10 protein-coding genes are annotated in these 14,488 nt (G+C 63.3%); 2 read left to right on the top strand and 8 right to left on the bottom strand.

Features of this window, described 5'->3' with window-relative positions; genetic code table 11:
- Positions 1 to 2 precede the first annotated feature (2 nt).
- The 4 genes from L8F45_RS04865 to L8F45_RS04850 form a co-directional block, all read right to left on the bottom strand.
- A complete protein-coding gene (locus L8F45_RS04865) occupies positions 3 to 1,055 on the bottom strand; it encodes a Glu/Leu/Phe/Val family dehydrogenase (protein WP_342361760.1) in 1,053 nt (350 codons plus the stop codon).
- Complete coding sequence (locus tag L8F45_RS04860) at positions 1,042 to 2,046, bottom strand: DMT family transporter (protein WP_342361759.1); 1,005 nt, start codon at positions 2,044 to 2,046, stop codon at positions 1,042 to 1,044. Before L8F45_RS04860 ends, L8F45_RS04865 begins: the two co-directional genes overlap by 14 nt.
- On the bottom strand, positions 2,043 to 2,771 hold the full coding sequence (locus L8F45_RS04855) for an alanyl-tRNA editing protein (protein WP_342361758.1): 729 nt from the start codon (positions 2,769 to 2,771) through the stop codon (positions 2,043 to 2,045). The genes L8F45_RS04860 and L8F45_RS04855 overlap by 4 nt, the downstream gene beginning before the upstream one ends.
- An 890-nt stretch (positions 2,772 to 3,661) precedes the next feature.
- Positions 3,662 to 5,044, bottom strand: a complete 1,383-nt coding sequence (locus tag L8F45_RS04850) for an MFS transporter (protein WP_342361757.1) — start codon at positions 5,042 to 5,044, stop codon at positions 3,662 to 3,664.
- A gap of 101 nt (positions 5,045 to 5,145) precedes the next feature.
- Here L8F45_RS04850 and L8F45_RS04845 point away from each other — a divergent pair, with 101 nt between their 5' ends.
- Positions 5,146 to 6,078, top strand: coding sequence for a LysR substrate-binding domain-containing protein (locus L8F45_RS04845; protein WP_342361756.1), 933 nt, complete (start codon positions 5,146 to 5,148; stop codon positions 6,076 to 6,078).
- 92 nt (positions 6,079 to 6,170) lie between these two features.
- On the opposite strand, the gene L8F45_RS04840 is transcribed toward L8F45_RS04845, so the two are convergent.
- The 4 genes from L8F45_RS04840 to L8F45_RS04825 form a co-directional block, all read right to left on the bottom strand.
- Complete coding sequence (locus L8F45_RS04840; protein ID WP_342361755.1) at positions 6,171 to 6,992, bottom strand: enoyl-CoA hydratase/isomerase family protein; 822 nt, start codon at positions 6,990 to 6,992, stop codon at positions 6,171 to 6,173.
- Positions 6,989 to 8,797, bottom strand: coding sequence for an AMP-binding protein (locus L8F45_RS04835; RefSeq protein ID WP_342361754.1), 1,809 nt, complete (start codon positions 8,795 to 8,797; stop codon positions 6,989 to 6,991). Before L8F45_RS04835 ends, L8F45_RS04840 begins: the two co-directional genes overlap by 4 nt.
- 2 nt (positions 8,798 to 8,799) lie before the next feature.
- Positions 8,800 to 12,213, bottom strand: a complete 3,414-nt coding sequence (locus L8F45_RS04830; protein WP_342361753.1) for an indolepyruvate ferredoxin oxidoreductase family protein — start codon at positions 12,211 to 12,213, stop codon at positions 8,800 to 8,802.
- 98 nt (positions 12,214 to 12,311) lie between these two features.
- Positions 12,312 to 13,250, bottom strand: coding sequence for a nucleoside hydrolase (locus L8F45_RS04825; protein WP_342361752.1), 939 nt, complete (start codon positions 13,248 to 13,250; stop codon positions 12,312 to 12,314).
- Positions 13,251 to 13,388: 138 nt separating this feature from the next.
- Here L8F45_RS04825 and L8F45_RS04820 point away from each other — a divergent pair, with 138 nt between their 5' ends.
- Entirely contained in the window at positions 13,389 to 14,429 is a 1,041-nt protein-coding gene (locus L8F45_RS04820) for an ABC transporter substrate-binding protein (RefSeq protein WP_342361751.1), read from the top strand.
- The last annotated feature ends 59 nt before the right edge of the window (positions 14,430 to 14,488 follow it).

Genomic DNA, 14,488 nt, shown 5'->3' with positions numbered 1-14,488 from the left:
GCTCAAGTCCGCAGCGCCAAATGCAGCCGCGATCTTGCAAGGTTGTGCGCGGCGACGGCTGGCGGCGCGCCCTCGCTGTCAGCCTGCTCGAAAATCGCCGTCAAGGTTTCGCCGATCGCCCGGACGCGGCGATCCACCTCGGACCAGTCGAGCCCCGAGCGCTCCACCGCGAGCTGAATCATGCCACCGGCGTTGATCACATAGTCTGGCGCGTAGAGGATGTTGCGGTCGCGCAGTTGCGCTCCGTGCCTGATTTCGTCAGCGAGCTGATTATTGGCGGCGCCGGCGACGATCGGCGCGCGAAGTTCAGGCAACGTCGCGTCATTCACCACGGCGCCGAGGGCGCAGGGAGCGAACACGTCCGCTGCGACCCTGTGTATTTCTTCAGGAGCCGCTGGTCGCGCGCCGAAGGCGCTGACGGCGTCCTCCACAAGTTCGCTCCGGAGATCGCTCACTACCAATTCGGCGCCTGCTGCGGCGAGCAGCTGGCACAGGTTGCGGCCGACATTGCCGAGGCCCTGCACGGCGACGCGCACGCCCGAAACTCCATCGCGCTGAAGTCGATGGCGAACGGCTGCGACGATGCCGACGAAGCAGCCCAGCGCCGTTCGCGGCGACGGATCGCCGCTGCCGCCGGAGCTTTCCGGCAGTCCCATCACATGATCCGTCGACAGTTTGATCAGCGTCATGTCCTCGGCGGTCGTCCCGACATCCTCGCCGGTCACATAGCGCCCTCCGAGTCGATCGACCGCCGCGCCAATCGCTCGCATCAGCGCGGGCGACTTGTCGCGACGCGGATCTGCGATGACGACCATCTTGCCGCCGCCGAACGGCACGCCAGCCACCGCCGCCTTGAAGCTCATGCCGCGAGACAGGCGAAGCACATCGATCAGCGCCTGCGTTTCATCGGCGTAAGGGCGAATGCGGCAACCGCCGATCGCGGGACCAAGCGCCGTGCTGTGGATCGCGATGATCGCGCGCAGGCCGGCTTCAGGATCGGCGGCGTAGACGACCTGCTCATGCGCGGCGAAGTCGGCCGATTCAAATACGCTCATGTCCTGCTTTTCCTGACGGGCTCAATCGGGGTTCGCCGCCGCCGGCCTTGCTTGATGCGATCGCCTGGCGAAGCCGGAGATCGGGCAGAAACGTCGCCGCCAATCCGAGAAGGATGAGCGCGATCCCGACGATGTGAAACGCGCGCACAGGTTCGCCCAGAAGCAGAATCGCCAGCAACGACGAATAGACCGCCATCAGATGAAAGGACGCGCCGGTGAGCGTCGGACCGAGCGTCGCAACGCAGCGGTTCCAGACGATCGCTCCGAGAAGCGAGGAAAAGACGCCAATGAACAGGAGCGACACGATCGTATGAATTTCGATCGGAAAGCGGCGCCCGAGCGATATATCGACGATCCAGAGCGGCAGCATGATGAGGACGGTCGCAACCGACATGGCCGCCATCAGCGCCGTGTCGGAGAGCTGCTTCGGGCGTCGGCGCAGCAGAACCGAGTAGAGCGCATATCCGGCGACGGCCAGAAGCAGCAGAATTTCGCCGGAACTAACGCCGATTTCGAGAAGCTGCGCGGGAACGCCCCGGCACACGATCCAGAGAACGCCGCCGCATGATACGGCGATGCCGACGAACGCCTGCGGGGGCGGATTTTCGCCTGCGACAACCCATGCGATCAGCGGAATCATGAGCGGCAGCGTCGAATTCAGGACGGCCGCCGTCGCCGCGGGCGTTGTCTGAAGCGCGAGATAGTTGAGAACCGGGTATCCGGCGAAGGCGGCGGCGCTCATTGCGAAGATCAGGCGCCAATGGTTCTGAATCTCGCGCCGCTTCGCGCGAAGCTCGCGCCAGGCGAAGGGCAGCACGCACAGGGATGCGACCACCCAGCGCCAGAACGTCAATCCGATCGGCGGCAACTCGGCGCCGAAGGCGCGTCCGATGAGCAGATTGACCGCCCAGAACAGCGGAGGAAAAGGCAGGAGCAGATAGGGTCGCGCCCAGATCGAACCGGCCAGGACGGCGACGCGCCCGACGCTCACGGCCCCGCCTCGATCAGGCCGATCCGGATTCTGCGATTGTGGCGGCCTTTGTTGTCGATCTTGAGGATTCGGATCCGGCGCGACTGTCTGGTGGACGCGACATGCGTGCCGCCGCAGGCCTGTTGGTCAAGTCCAGCTATTTCAACGATGCGAACCATTCCATCGGCGTCGGCGGGCGGGCTCACCGATTTCGAGCGGATCAGGCCCGGGGTCGATCTGGCGTCGTCGAGACGCACATATTTGTCGCTTACGATAAGGTCCTGCCGGATGACGTCGTTGATTCTCGCCTCGATGATCCGAAGGCGGTCATTGTCCGCGTCGGGCAGATCGAAATCGAGCCTGGCTGTGCCGTCCTCCGCCATCTGGGCGCCGGTCACGAGTGCGCCGTCGAAGCTCTGGAACACCAACGCGTTGAGGATGTGGGTGCCAGTGTGCAACTCGCGCATCATGCGCCGGAAGGCAGGATCGACCGCCGCCTCCACCAAACCGGAGATGGCCACAACGGGATCGGCGAGGATGTGCCAGAGCCCTTCGTCACTCGGCTCCAAGTGCTGCACGGCGCATTCTCCGCCCACCCAGCGGATGACGCCGCGATCAGCGAGCTGCCCGCCGCCTCCGGGGTAAAACGGAGAGCGGTTGAGAAGGACGCGCCCCGGCTGGGCCGCCACGACATCGGCGTGCAGCGTCAGAACATCCGGGTTCGCGTGGTAGAATGCTCGAGGCATGTCGGCTCTGAAGCGTTGCGCCAAGGCCGAAACTGCAACACTTCCGGCGCTGGATATTGGTCAAAATCGAGGTTCCGCCGGCGGCGCTGGCTATCGCCGGATCTGACATCAAGCTCGGCCCGAAGGTATTTCGACGAGCGTCTTGCGCCGAAAAGGTTGCAAGGCGGCAATGGTCGCGGCGGGGCTGGAACCTTCGGCCATTGCGATAGCGCAAGCCTGCAACTGGGGGCGTGAACAAGCGGCAATGGCGGCGCTGCTCGACCGCTCGCGCGGCTTGACGGCGATCGGCGCCATGAGCGGACCCTCGAGTTGCATCCCAAGAGCGGACACCCAACCAAACCGAAATCGCGCGGCCTGGCTGGCGGGAAATTTCACCGACATGTTCGCTGACGGGCGGTATCGCTCCGGCTGGTATCTCACAGGAAATGCGCATGACGCCTTTTGCGGCGTCGGAATTCACGGTCAGTGGCTTTGGATCGATCCGGAGCGTCGATTGACGCTTGTCAGGCTCTGTTCGCGGCCAGAACCGAGCGACAATGATCTCTCGAAACGGAAGATCGCAATCCTTCACCAGATATGTCAGGCGCTCTGATTGGAGAATGATTTAATCCCGGGAACACGCTTGCGGAACACGCCATGTCCAAACATTGATGCTTGTTCTTGGAAGCCAACGCTCGGGCCGACTGTGAGGTCTGCGTAGGCGACGCCGCCGCCCCTTGATTTCAGCTCCGACAGGTTCGCATCTCAACTGATCGGCAGTCGCGCCTGTCATATCCACGCGCCACTTGATCGATGTTGCCTCGCAAGATTCCGCAGGGCGTCCACTAACGTTGTTTGTCGACGGTCGGCCAGCCTTGCAGCGTCGTCTCCGGAAAGCGGCTTTAACAGGACTATTGAAGATCGGATTTGGGCGGCAACAATTGCGCGGCGCCCAAGCCCATCGCCGCCGCAAGCGCAGCAACGAGGAATGAAGCGGCATAGGCCGACGCATCGCCCGGCGCGCCCAGCAGCGCTCCCATCAAGGCGATCCCGATAGCGAAGCCGCCCTGCCGCATAATGACGGTGATCGCGGACGCCATGCCCAACTGCTCCGGCGGCGCGAGCGCAACGACGGCGCCGGAGAGCTGTGGATGCGCCAGGGCCGCGCCGAGGCCGATCATGACCATGCCGGCAAACGTAGCAAAAAGAAGCATTGGCGAAGCGGCAGCGCAGGTAGCGGCGAAGGAGAGCGCGAGATCCCCGACAAGCACGGCCGCCATGGCGGTGACGAACAGACGCCGCCAGCCCCAGCGCGCAACAAGACGGGCGCCCAGCGGCGGCAGAACAAGCATCGGCAGGGTCGCAGAGAGCAGGATCGCGCCCACCGTCGCGCCCGTCCAGCCGGCGGCGGTCGCAAGGAACATCGGCAGATAGACCAGCACCGCCCAATAGCCGATCGATACAGCAAGCAACACGGTGACGATGCCAGCCATGACGGGTTGGCCGAGCACGACGGGATCAAAGATCGGCACGGCCCGACGGCGCTGCTGAATGGCAAAGACCACAAAAAGAGCGGCGCTCGCTGCAAGTCCGCTGCACAACAATAGCGCGACCCGGCCGGCAAGCAGGCTTTCGATGGCGAGGCCGAGCGCGAACGTCAGGAGCGCGACGCCGATCCAGTCAAGGGGACGACCGGCCGGATCGCACGTTTCGCCGACGAGGCGCTGCGCCCCGAACGCCGCCACGATGCAGAAAGGGACGTTAATTAGAAAGATCCAGCGCCAACCGGCCCAGCTCGCGATGAGCCCGCCGAGCGTCGGTCCGATCGCCATGGCGACGCCTGAAATCACGCCCATAAGCGCAAACGCGCCGACGCGATCCTTGGGCGCCGAATAGGTCGATGCGAGCAGCGCGATGCCGCCTGTGATGACAAACGCGGAGCCGACGCCTTGCGCCGCGCGCGCGGCCCAGAGCGTCACACCATCGATGGCGAAGCCACAGGCGAGCGAGGCGATCAGAAAGACGCCGTTGCCCGCCACGAATATCAATCGTCGCCCGTAGCGATCGCCAAGCGCGCCTGCGGCGAGCAACGTGACCGTGAAGGCGAGGCTATAGGCGTCCATCACCCAGGCGTAGCCGGCGACGCCGAAACCCAGGTCGGACGCAATGGCCGGCGTAGCGACGACGACCGCCGTCACGTCGAACTGCGTAAGGAATGCAGCCATTCCAAGCACGACCGCCGGCAACAGAGCGCGCCAGCCGCGTTGAATCGCGTCATCCTCGATAGTCGTCATCAGCATCTCGCTCGCGATCGGACGCTGATGGTGCCGCAGGCTCGATGACGAACGCCAATTCGCTCTGTTCACAAGGTCATGAAATTCCTTCATGATGGGTTATGCGGTCCCTCCCCCCTTTTGATGGCCTCGTCGCGCTTGAGGCCACGCTTCGGCACAACAGCGTGACGCGCGCCGCCGAGGAGCTCGGCCTGACGCAAAGCGCGGTCAGTCATCGCCTGCGCAAGCTTGAGGATTTCACTGGGGCGATTCTTGTCGCGCGCACGCCCGGCGGCGTGAGAGCCACGCCAGCCGGGAGCGCCGTTGCAGCAGAGCTCGGCACACTTCTCGACAGCATGGCCGATCTTCGGGCGCGGGGCCGGGCGGCGACGCCGGCGCCGGCCTTGCGCGTCGGCGTGGGCGCCGCCTTCGCGCAATATTGGCTCGTGCCGCGATTAAAATCGTTCACGACCGCGCATCCGGATATGAAACTGGATATGATCCAGCTTGAAAGCGGCGGAGAAGCGCGAACGTCCGATCTCGATGTGACGATCCATTGGGAGCGGATCGAGCGCGTGCGCACGACATCGACGCGACAGGCGCTATTCCGCGAGCAGGTGTTCCCGGTCTGCCATCCGCGCCTTCTGCCTGAGCTGCGGCCGCTGCGGGATGCGCGCCAGCTCAAAACCATGCCGCTTCTGCATAAGGGCCGCGCCGGAGACGGCAGCGGCGCGGAATGGGCGTGGTCGACCTGGTTTGATCGCCTCGAACTCGGCCGTCCGCCGGCTTTGACGATGCGGTTCGACAATATCGCGACAGCGCTCGCCGCAGCGCTTCAGGGACACGGCGTCGTCCTTGCGCGATCGCTGCTCGTCGCCGATGCGCTTGCTGACGGCCGTCTCAGGCGGGTGCTCTCCACGCGTTGGGATATGCGCTCGAGCAAGGCTCATATGGCGAGTTGGTCAGCCGCCGTGTCAGGCGACGGCCGGGTGCGGACATTTGTGGGATGGCTCAAGCGCGAAATGTCTGCCGATATAACCGGCAAGAACATATGAGCCGGGTTTTTTAAGCTCTCCGTCGAGGCGGAAGCAGTTCGGCCGCCGCTCTCTCCTGGAAGCAGACGCCGAAGCGCAACGCCCGTCACAGATCAGAACGCCTTGAACGGCGCCTCGCGAATTCGGAGAAATTCGGACAGCGGCATCTCCTTGAGCATCCTCATCCAGCGCCGCCCTTCTTCGGAAGCATGCAACGTCGCAGTGGTTTCCTTGTTATATTCCCATGAGCTGACGAGGCCAGCCGCAAGCTGCTGGTGATTGAGCGCAGCCTTGGCGAACTTGATCGACGGCAGCGGCATACGCGCGAGCTTGCGCGCGAGATTCGTCGCTTCGAGCATGAGCCGATCGCGGGGAACGGCCCGATTGACCAGATGGATGCGTTCGGCTTCGCGCCCATCGACAAGATCCCCCGTATACATCAGCAGCCGCGTGTGCCGCATAGGCGCGAGCCACGGCATCATCAGTGACGGCGGCGCCGAGGCGTGACGGACTTCCGGCTCGCCGAGAAGCGCGTCCTCGGCTGCGATCGCGAGATCGCAACACATCATCAGTTCAAGCCCCCCGGCCAGCGCATAGCCGTTGACGGCCGCGATGATCGGGAGCGGCGCCTGCCAGATATTGAAAAGTTTCTGCTGGTTGCCTGCGATATTGTCGCGCCAGCCTTCCGCATCGAGCTCGAAATCGTCGGAGTTCAGATCGTATCCGGTCGTGAACGCCCTGCCTGCGCCGGTAATGATCAGAGCGTTGATCTCGGGGTCTTTCACCGCGCGGCTTACGGCAAGATCGAGCTCCTCGATCAAAACGCCGTTCATTGAGTTCAATTTCGCAGGTCTGTTGAGCGTAATCGTCGCGAACTTGTCGGTCGCGTCGCGCTCGACGAGGATCGTTTCATAGTTCGGTTCTGAGGAGCTCATGCATTGTTCTCGACGATGAGTATGGCGGCGGAAGGTGGATCGGAGAAAAGATGGGCGACTGTCGACGAACGGTTGCGCAAGGCTTGCCGCTGATTGACGTAGCCCTTGTCGTTGACTTCGCCGCGTTCGGCCGAAGGCCCGTCAAAATCAAGCGCGACGCGCGCGATCGATCGGGTCGACGCCGGATTTTGCGCATTGTGGCCGCGCAACCGTTCAGCAATGGCGTGTCGCAGCATGGCGGAATCTGGCCCGTTCTGCGCATCATTGTCCTGAAGCGCGCTGCGGCACGCTTCGACATCGACAAAGACGATCAGACCCAGCCGGTCTCGATCGGCGCCGGCGATCAGAACATCTCGCGCGAAGGGCGCAAGCGCCGTCATCAACGCCGCCCGCAACGGGCCGACGGAGACCCAGGCGCCGTTCGCCAATTTGAAATCCTCGGCAATCCGCCCATCGAACAAAAGGCCTCTTTCGGGCGCATCGTCGTCGAGAAGGCGCGCAGCGTCTCCCGTGCGGTAATACCCCTCATCGTCAAAGGCCGCGACGCTGCGTTCGAGGTCATTCCAGTAGGCCGGCGTGACGCTCGGTCCCTTTATGCGGACTTCAAGCTTGTCTTCGACGGGATGAAGGCGAAGAGAAAATCCAGGCAGCGGCAAGCCGAGCGCGGTTGGACGATCGATCGGGAAATGAACGAGGCAAATGGTCGATCCAGACTCCGTTGCGCCATATCCCGAGACGAGCGCGATGTCGCGTCCGGTTTCCTCACGAGCGCGCCCGATGATCTTGTTCAGCCGCGCCCACAGCTCTGAACTCATCGCAGCGCCGGCGAAGAACACCGCGTCGAGACGTTGGAAAAAATCTCTAAAGAAATCGATGTCTGACTCCAGGCGCGAAACCAGCAGGTCCAAGCCCTTGGGAACATTGATGTGAATGGTCGGCGCGGTCAGGCTGACGTTTTCAATTGTGCGGGCGATCCCGTCCGGCGTCGGCAAGCCATCATCGATATAGTAGGAGCCGCCGTTCCAGATCGCCTTGTGAATATTGTCGTTGCCGCCGAAGGTGTGGTGCCATGGCAACCAGTCGAGTATCACAGGGGGATGGGCGCCAAGAAAAGGCCAGAGCAACTGGTAGGCGGCCTGATTGGCTGACAGGTTGCGATGGGTCATGACGACGCCTTTCGGCTCGTCAGTCGATCCCGATGTGAAGAAAATCGCGGCGACGGAATCAAGATCGGCTATGGCTGGTCTCTCTTCGCTGAGGCGCGGGAGATTGGGCGCGTCGCCGGCTTCGATATCGTCGAGAGATATGATGTCGACGCCTTGCGCGAGCTTTTCAGGCCACAGGCATGAACAGTCTTCGGAGAGCGCGATCAAGCCGGGATTGAGGCGACCGATCATTCCGCCGAGTCTGTCGATCGCGCCATAGCGCAGCAGCGCAGGCGATATGGGCGCAAAGGGAACGCCGGCACGCATCGCGCCAAGCCGCAACAGGAAATGCGCAATGGACGCGCCGCCGACAATCATGATCGGACGTTCAGGCGACGATCCCCGTCTCGCCAGCCGCGCCGCAATGCCTGCGGATCGCGACCAGGCGTCGGCATAGGTCAAGCGACGCCAACCCTGCCCCGCCCTCTCGGCGACAAGCGTGCAATCAGGCGCTTTCCGCGCCCACATTGCGAGCCGGTCGGGAATCGAGTCGAGTCCGTCAGGCAGTGATATCGGCGAGCGAAGCGACCAGCCGCCGCCGGCATGCGGCTCGCATGTCACGGCCGCGGGCGCGAATAATTTCCGGTTCGCGCTTTCCATGATCACCGCGCCTCGGCCGTGCGGGGCGTTTCAAGATGCGCTATCAATTCGACCTGCTTCTTCAGCGCACGCTCGATCGACGCGGCCTTCACATGCCCGAAACCCCTGATGTCTTCGGGAAGCGAGGCCAGAGCCGTCGCGACGCCGTGGTTCTCAGGCGTCAGCTCATCGAAAAGGCGCCGCATGAGCCCGATGTAGTCGCTTGCGAGGGCGCGTTCCATGCGCCTCTCGGCGGAGCGGCCGAAAATATCGAACGCGCCGCCACGCAGCGATTTGAGCTTCGCGAGTAGTCGCAGCAAAGGCAGGACCCACGGGCCGAACGCGATCTTTGCCGGAGCGCCGGTCCTTTCATTGACGCGCGCGAACAGCGGCGGCGCGAAATGGAATTGCAGGCGATAACCGGGCTCGAACTGGCGATCGATCTTGGCGCGAAACGCCGCGTCGACATGCAGGCGCGCCACCTCATATTCGTCCTTCACGGCCATAAGCTTGAAACCGCAGCGTGCGACGGCTTCCGCGAAGCCGCTGCGGCCCGGAGCGCGCATCGCTTCCGCCCTTTGCGCCGCGGCGACCAGTCGCCGATAGCGGTCGGCGTAGGCCGCATCCTGATAGGCGGTAAGGAATTCCGCATGTCGCGCGACGATCGCATCCAGATCATGCTGCGGCCCGCCTGCTTTATCGTCTTGCGCAATCGCGGCGGCCGCCTCGACGGCGGCGAGATCGAACGCCGCAAGACGCCCCCAGGCGAAGGCGTTCTTGTTCATGCCCGCCGCTGTCCCATTGAGTTCGATCGCGCGTTCGATCGCGCCGAGGCTGAGCGGAATCAAGCCCTCCTGCCATGCGCAGCCCAGCAGCAGCATGTTGCCCGCGATCGCGTCGCCAAGGAGCGCTTCGGCGAGACGAGCGGCGGGGAGAACACGCGAACGATCCTCGCCAGCTGCGCGCGCAATCGCGCGCAAGGTCGCTGCGGCGCGAAAGTCGACGGCGCCGTCGCGCATGAAGGCCGCGGTCGGGGTCACCTGGCTATCGATGAGCGCGAAAGATTGATTGGGCGCGAGAGTCGCAAGCGCCGCGGGCGAGCCCGCAACATTCATGTCAAATCCAAGCAACAGATCCGTTTCGCCCAAGCCGATGCGGGGCGGGCCGAACCGGCTCACGCGCGGGCCGATGCGCAGATGCGACATCACTGACCCATTTTTCTGTGCGAGCCCGGTTTGATCGAGCGCCAGCGCGGCGCCGCCGTCGAGATGCGCCGCCATCGCCAGGATTGCAGAGATGGTCACGACGCCCGTTCCGCCGACGCCTGCGAGAAGCAGATTCCGGATGCGATCGAGCGGCGCGCAGGTGGGCGTCGGCAGCCGCACCATGCTGTCCGCTGGCGGCGCTTGCGCCTCGGGTCGCCGCAAGCGGCCGCCTTCGATCGTCACGAAGCTGGGGCAGAACCCATTGATGCAGGAAAGATCGGTGTTGCAGCTTGACTGGTTGATCCGGCGCTTGCGGCCGAACTCCGTCTCATGCGGTTCGATCGAGATGCAATTGGAAACAGCGGAACAGTCGCCGCATCCCTCGCAGACGAGATCGTTGATGAATGCGCGGCGCTCCGGTTGGCGATGCTGGCCGCGCTTGCGCCGCCGTCGCTTCTCGGCCGCGCAAACCTGATCGTAGATCAATATGGTGACGCCGCGCTGCTCGCGCAGGCATCTTTGAACGGCGTCGAGCTCATCGCGCGGGAAGAGTCGGACGCCGCGAGGCAGGCGGCCCGCGAGACGCTCCGGCTCCTCCGCAACCACAACCACCTCTTGCGCGCCTTCCGCCAGCATCTGTCGCGCGACGTCGGGCACGGTCAGTTCGCCGTCATGCGGCTGACCACCGGTCATTGCGACGGCGTCATTGAACAGGATCTTGTAGGTCGCATTCACCTTCGCGGCGATCGCGGCGCGGATCGCAAGGACGCCGGAATGAAAATAGGTGCCGTCGCCCATATTTACGAACATGTGGGTCTGGGTCGTGAATGGCGACATGCCGATCCAGCCCACTCCTTCACCGCCCATTTGCGTGAACGTCGAGGTGTCGCGATCCATGCCGACGACCATCATGTGGCAGCCGATGCCGGTCAGCGCCTGGCTTCCTTCGGGCACGCGCGTGGAGACGCTGTGCGGACAGCCCGAGCAAAAATAGGCTTCGCGCGCGAGAGCTGGCGACGTCCTTGGCGACGAAGTTTCGCGCGCCTCGACCAACCTCAGCCGCGCCGCGATCACATCGTCGGCGCCAATCCGCGACGCGACGACTCGCGCAACCACAACCGGATCGATCTCGCCGTGGCTTGGCAGCAGCGGCGCGCCGCGCTCGTCCATCTTGCCCACCACGCGCGGACGGCGATCCGCGGGCGCGTTGAAGAGAAGCGACTTGATCTGCTCCTCGATCACAGGCCGCTTTTCTTCAACCACCAGAATCTCTTCGAGGCCGTCCGCGAATTCGATGAGCCCTTCCGCTTCGAGGGGCCAGACCATGCCGATCTTATAGAGGCGCAGGCCGAGAGCTTCGGCGCGCGCGGCGTCGACGCCGAGCATCGCAAGCGCAGCTTGCAGATCGAGCCAGGCTTTGCCGGAGGCCGCGATTCCGATGCGCGCGCGACGGGAATCGAGCGTCACGCGATCCAGTTTGTTGGCGCGCGCGAAGGCCGCGACGGCGCGCATCTTGCGCTCGATCAGCCGCTCCTCCATCGCCAGCGCCCTATCAGGCCAGCGAATCCATAAATTGTCCGACCCGTTCTCCGTCGACGGTTCGATGATCGTCAGACGGTCCGGATCGACGTCGAAGGTCGTCGTGCATTCGACAATCTCCGTCTGGCATTTGAATCCGACCCAGGCGCCGGAATGACGGCTCATCGCCCAGCCGAGCAGACCAAGATCGAGAAATTCGCCGAGGCCCGCAGGACTCAATACCGGAACCATTGCAGAAGCGAGATTATGCTCGCTCTGATGCGGGAAGGTCGAGGATACGGCGCCGTGATCGTCGCCCAGCATGAGCAGCGCGCCGCCCTGCCGGCTCGTACCGAAAGCGTTGGCGTGGCGGATGGCGTCCATGCTGCGATCGACACCCGGCCCCTTGCCGTACCACATGGAGAACACGCCGTCGTAACGCGCGCCCGGAAAAAGCCCTGTCTGCTGTGTTCCCCAGATCGCGGTCGCAGCGAGGTCTTCGTTCAGGCCCGGCTTGAAGACGATATGATGCGCGTCGAGATGACGCTTGGCGCGCGCGAGTTCGCGATCAAGACCGGCGAGCGGCGAACCGCGATAGCCCGAAATGAAGCCCGCCGTGTTGAGCCCCTGGCGCGCATCGCGCTGTCGCTGCAGCAACGCCAGCCGCACGAGCGCCTGGACGCCTGACAGCAGAACCGGTCCCCTTTCGCTCATATAGCGATCATCGAGCGCGGCCGACGTGAAAGGCCGATTATTCGCGCTTGAGGATGAGACGCTCTGGCGCTGCGACGCGTTGGCTACGGGAATGCTTGTCATTTCAGGAGAGCGAGCCGCGCCAGCATGCGCGCGTAAAATTGTTCGGCATCGCAACTCTTCACCCAGAAGCAGTTCGCGCGCCGGCCGCTGACGCCCCACCAGTCGACGACTGTCATGCCGAGGGTCAATGGCGACGACGTCTCGATCTCCACATTGCAATGGCGGCCGCTGAACAGGTCCGGCCACAGCGCATATCCGACCGCAAGCGCGTCATGCAGCGGCCGCGTCTTCGTGCCGTACTTCTTGTTTCCGTAAGCCTCGAAGAAACGCATCATGCCAGCGCAGGCGTCTCCGACGGGCGTCTTCAACGCTGCGAGATCTGCGATCCAGCTATCCGGCGTCAGCGCGTTGAGCGTGCAGTCGATCGGAACCGAAGCGAGCGCGACGCCGCTCTTGAAGACGATCGCCGCGGCTTCAGGATCGACCAAAATATTGAATTCCGCAGCAGGCGCGATGTTGCCGCCCTCGAAAAAGCCGCCGCCCATATTGACGATCCGCTTGATGCGGCTTGCGATCTTCGGCTCGCGGATGAGCGCTGCGGCGATATTCGTCATCGGCCCGAGCGGCGTGATCGTGACGCTTTTCTCCGGCGATGCGAGCAGCGTTTCGACCAGCCAGTCGACCGCGTGCTTCGACTCTACAGGATGAGCCGGCGCTGCAAAATCATAGCCGTCAATGCCGCCTTCGCCATGAATATCCGCGGCATGGCGCGCCGGCCGAAGCAACGGACGGTCGCAGCCCGCAAATGCCGGAATATGAGACTTTCCAGCGATCTCGACGAGGCGACGGCAGTTCGCTGCGGTTGTTGAAACCGGAACATTGCCGGCGACCGCCGTGAGCCCCAGGACCTCGAATTCCGGCGAGGCCAGCGCAAGCAGGATGGCGAACGCGTCGTCCTGGCCGGGATCGGTGTCGATAATCAATCGTTCGGCCATGGCCGCTCCTCATCCGGGCGCGCCGAGCGCGCCGCGAAACGCATCTTTGCGCGGGCGATATTTTTTGTATACATTTTTTTGGAATGGCCCACAATCTGCATGGGTCGCTTGCGCCCCGGGGATCGAGGAGGGAGACCGATGACGCCAGATCGCAGAACAATTGTGACCGCCCTCGCCGCGCTGATGGGCCCGGCGATGTTGCAGAATCCGGCTCTCGCCCAGGCTGCGCGCAAACTGGTGGTCACGACCTATGGCGGCGTTTGGGAGAAGTTCTGGCGGCAGAGCCTCATCCCGGATTTCGTCAAGAAGAGCGGCGCCGAAGTGACGCTCGACGTTGGCTTCGGTCGAACTTTCACCGCGAATATGCGCGCGGCCAGCAAGGACAAACCACCCTACTCCATGATCATGATGAACGAGGTGTTTGCCTCGACGCTGCGAAAGGAAGGATATTTCGATCCGCTCGATATGGCGAAGGTGCCGAATTACGCTGATCTCTATCCTATCGCGCAGACAGGCGGCGGCGATGCGGCGGTCGGCATGATCTCACCGATCGGGATCGGCTATCGCACGGACCTCGTGAAGACGCCGCCGAAACGCTGGCGCGATCTTTGGGAGAATCCTGAATTCAAAGGCAAGATCGGCCTCTACAACATCGTCAACAGCGCCGGGAAGATGATGGTGCTTCTGGCGGGCCAGATGTTCGGCAAGGGCGTGACTGATCTCGACGCCGGGTTCGCCGCGCTCGGCAAGCTCGGCCCGGTCCTGCAAACCGATTTCAACATGTCGACCATGATGTCGTCTGGCGAGATTATCGTTGCGCCTTACGATTTCGGCGAGATCGCGCGGCTGAAAAAACAGGGCCTCCCCGTCGCCTGCATCGCGCCGGAGGAAGGATTGATCATGTGGGATCAGACTTTCAGCGTCGCCAAATTCGGCGACGCCAAGCCGCTTGCTCTCGAATATATCAACTACATCCTCTCGCCCGAGACCCAGCTTCTGCTGGCGCGCGAATTCTTTGTATCGCCAGTGAACAAGAAGGTCGCCGTGCCGGCTGATCTCGCGCCTGACGTGCCGATATCAGGCGAAACGATGATGTCGAAAATCATGAAAGTCGACTGGGATTTCGTCAATTCCAAAGCGACCGAACTAACGGAAGGCTGGAACAAGTCGATCAAATGAAGTTCTTCCTTTTGCGGGCTGCGCCGCGGCCGCTTTCAAAAAGAACCGTAGGCGCGCCC

Source organism: Terrirubrum flagellatum (genome assembly GCF_022059845.1).
Classification (GTDB): domain Bacteria; phylum Pseudomonadota; class Alphaproteobacteria; order Rhizobiales; family Beijerinckiaceae; genus Terrirubrum; species Terrirubrum flagellatum.
The sequence above is the reverse complement of the archived record's forward strand: the minus strand, read 5'-3'. Positions and strand labels throughout refer to the sequence as shown.

Excerpts from the sequence above, each read along its gene's own strand:
- L8F45_RS04865 (WP_342361760.1), bottom strand. The coding sequence starts at position 1,055 with ATGAGCGTATTTGAATCGGCCGACTTCGCCGCGCATGAGCAGGTCGTC.
- L8F45_RS04855 (WP_342361758.1), bottom strand. The coding sequence starts at position 2,771 with ATGCCTCGAGCATTCTACCACGCGAACCCGGATGTTCTGACGCTGCAC.
- L8F45_RS04850 (WP_342361757.1), bottom strand. The coding sequence starts at position 5,044 with ATGACGACTATCGAGGATGACGCGATTCAACGCGGCTGGCGCGCTCTG.
- L8F45_RS04845 (WP_342361756.1), top strand. The coding sequence starts at position 5,146 with ATGCGGTCCCTCCCCCCTTTTGATGGCCTCGTCGCGCTTGAGGCCACG.
- L8F45_RS04840 (WP_342361755.1), bottom strand. The coding sequence starts at position 6,992 with ATGAGCTCCTCAGAACCGAACTATGAAACGATCCTCGTCGAGCGCGAC.
- L8F45_RS04835 (WP_342361754.1), bottom strand. The coding sequence starts at position 8,797 with ATGGAAAGCGCGAACCGGAAATTATTCGCGCCCGCGGCCGTGACATGC.
- L8F45_RS04830 (WP_342361753.1), bottom strand. The coding sequence starts at position 12,213 with ATGAGCGAAAGGGGACCGGTTCTGCTGTCAGGCGTCCAGGCGCTCGTG.
- L8F45_RS04825 (WP_342361752.1), bottom strand. The coding sequence starts at position 13,250 with ATGGCCGAACGATTGATTATCGACACCGATCCCGGCCAGGACGACGCG.
- L8F45_RS04820 (WP_342361751.1), top strand. The coding sequence starts at position 13,389 with ATGACGCCAGATCGCAGAACAATTGTGACCGCCCTCGCCGCGCTGATG.